The sequence below is a fragment of the Kitasatospora sp. MY 5-36 genome (assembly GCF_001182915.1).
Taxonomy (GTDB): Bacteria; Actinomycetota; Actinomycetes; order Streptomycetales; family Streptomycetaceae; genus Kitasatospora.
Genome location: NZ_LFVW01001125.1, coordinates 1 through 1,802, shown reverse-complemented (window position 1 = coordinate 1,802; position 1,802 = coordinate 1). Strand labels below are relative to the sequence as shown.

At 75.1% G+C, this 1,802-nt stretch carries 1 protein-coding gene and 1 pseudogene; both read left to right on the top strand.

Annotated features, from left to right (window positions below):
* Positions 1 to 150: 150 nt before the first annotated feature.
* Complete coding sequence (locus AE652_RS40715; protein ID WP_049660908.1) at positions 151 to 1,182, top strand: hypothetical protein; 1,032 nt, start codon at positions 151 to 153, stop codon at positions 1,180 to 1,182.
* 122 nt (positions 1,183 to 1,304) lie between these two features.
* A pseudogene (locus AE652_RS40710) lies at positions 1,305 to 1,802 on the top strand (hypothetical protein); the annotation flags it as partial.

Here is a 1,802-nt window from a genome sequence, read left to right as displayed (position 1 = left end):
CGGCTCGGCGGCGCTGGGCTGGTCGGCGGGGGCGCTGGCGCTGTGCGTGCTCGGCGCGGCGGCGGTGCTGCGCCGGTCCGAGCCCTCCGCCGCGGCGGTGCCGCACCCGTCCGAACCCGTCGTCGTGAAGCCCCCGGAGGAGAAGAGCCGATGAACCTGCGGAACCGGACCAGGGTGATCATCCTGCTGGTCGCCGTCGTGCTGCTCGGCGCGGTCGGCACCGGGGCCGTCCTCTACGCCGCCGACCGCACCGCCCGCCGGGACCAGGCCCAGCCCGGCGGGCCGACCGTCGCGTCCGGCCCGGTGTCACTACAGGCGCAGTCCGGCGGACGACAGCTGTTGTTCCGCAACATGGCCTGGGGCCCGCACCGGGACGAGATCACCACCGTCGCCGCCGACCACCCGGACGGCCCGCGCACCGCCTCGGGCGTCCAGTGCCTGCGCTTCCACGCCGCCGCCGGCACCGGCATCTGCCTCCAGGCCCAGCACGGCGCGCTGGAGGACACCTACCGCGCCGTCGTCCTGGACGACCACCTGCGCGAGCTCCGCTCGTTCCCGGCGGCCGGCATCCCCACCCGCTCCCGGGTCTCGCCGTCCGGGCACCTCGCCGCCTGGACGGTCTTCGTCAGCGGCGACTCGTACGCGGGCAGCGACTTCTCCACCCGCACCTCGATCGTGGACGTCCGGGACTGGAACCTGCGGGAGAACCTGGAGGACTTCGCGGTCGTCCTGGACGGCCGCCCGTACCAGGCGCACGACATCAACATCTGGGGCGTCACCTTCGCCGACGACACCACCTTCTACGCCACCCTCGCCAGCGCCGGGCAGACCCACCTCGTCCGCGGCGACCTCACCGCCCGCACCCTCACCGCCCTGCACGACAACGTCGAGTGCCCCTCGCTCTCCCCGGACGGCACCCGCGTCGCCTACAAGAAGCGCGTCCCCGGCCTGCCCGCCGACGCCCCGTGGCGGCTGTACGTGCTCGACCTCGCCACCATGACCGAGACCGCCACCGCCGAGCAGCGCAACATCGACGACCAGGCGCTCTGGTCCGGCGCCGGCACCCTGGTCTACGCCCTGCCCGGCGACTACGGCGCCGACCTGTGGACCGTCCCGGCGGACGGTTCGGGCCGCGCGGAGCCGGTCACCAAGGCCGCGGTCGCCCCCGCCTACCTGGGCTGAGGAACTCTCGGCTACCGTCCCACGTCGAGCAGAGTGTGACGTCCCGATCAGGCATCTCGAACAAATGTCCTGATCAGACGTCCTGATCGAGCGTTCTGACCGAACGGGGGAGCAAGACAACCGTGGACGGCATCCCACCCGAGCGCACGGTGACCGACTCGTGGCCAGCCCTGCACGGCCGCCCGGTCCTGCGGCGCACCGTCGCCGTCGGGCTGGTGCTGTGCGTGTCCGTCGCCGCCGCCCTCGTGGTGCGCGGCGTCAACGCGCTCACCGCCGGCGGCACCGGCCGCGAGACCGACCGCGACCGCGCCGAACGCCTGGCCGGGCTCCACCCCTCCCAGCACCCCGGCGTCGGCCGCTTCTACGTCCCCGTCGGCGCCGTCTACACCCACACCTCCGACGGCGCCCCGGTCGCCTACCTGCACTACCGCCTCGGCGGCGGCCGGGCCCCCGGCCTCGGCGACTTCCTCAGCGCCTACGACCTCCCCGCGCCCGGCCCGGTCGCCCCGCTGCCCGCCGACCTGCTCGCCGCCCTCGGCGGCGACGAGCCGGCCGAGGCCCCGGAACTCCCCGACTCCCCGCCGCCGCCCGCCGTCACCCCCTCCCCCTCGGCCACCCCC

Bases quoted from the DNA above. Each gene is read 5' to 3' on its own strand.
- AE652_RS40715 (WP_049660908.1), top strand. From the start codon at position 151: ATGAACCTGCGGAACCGGACCAGGGTGATCATCCTGCTGGTCGCCGTC.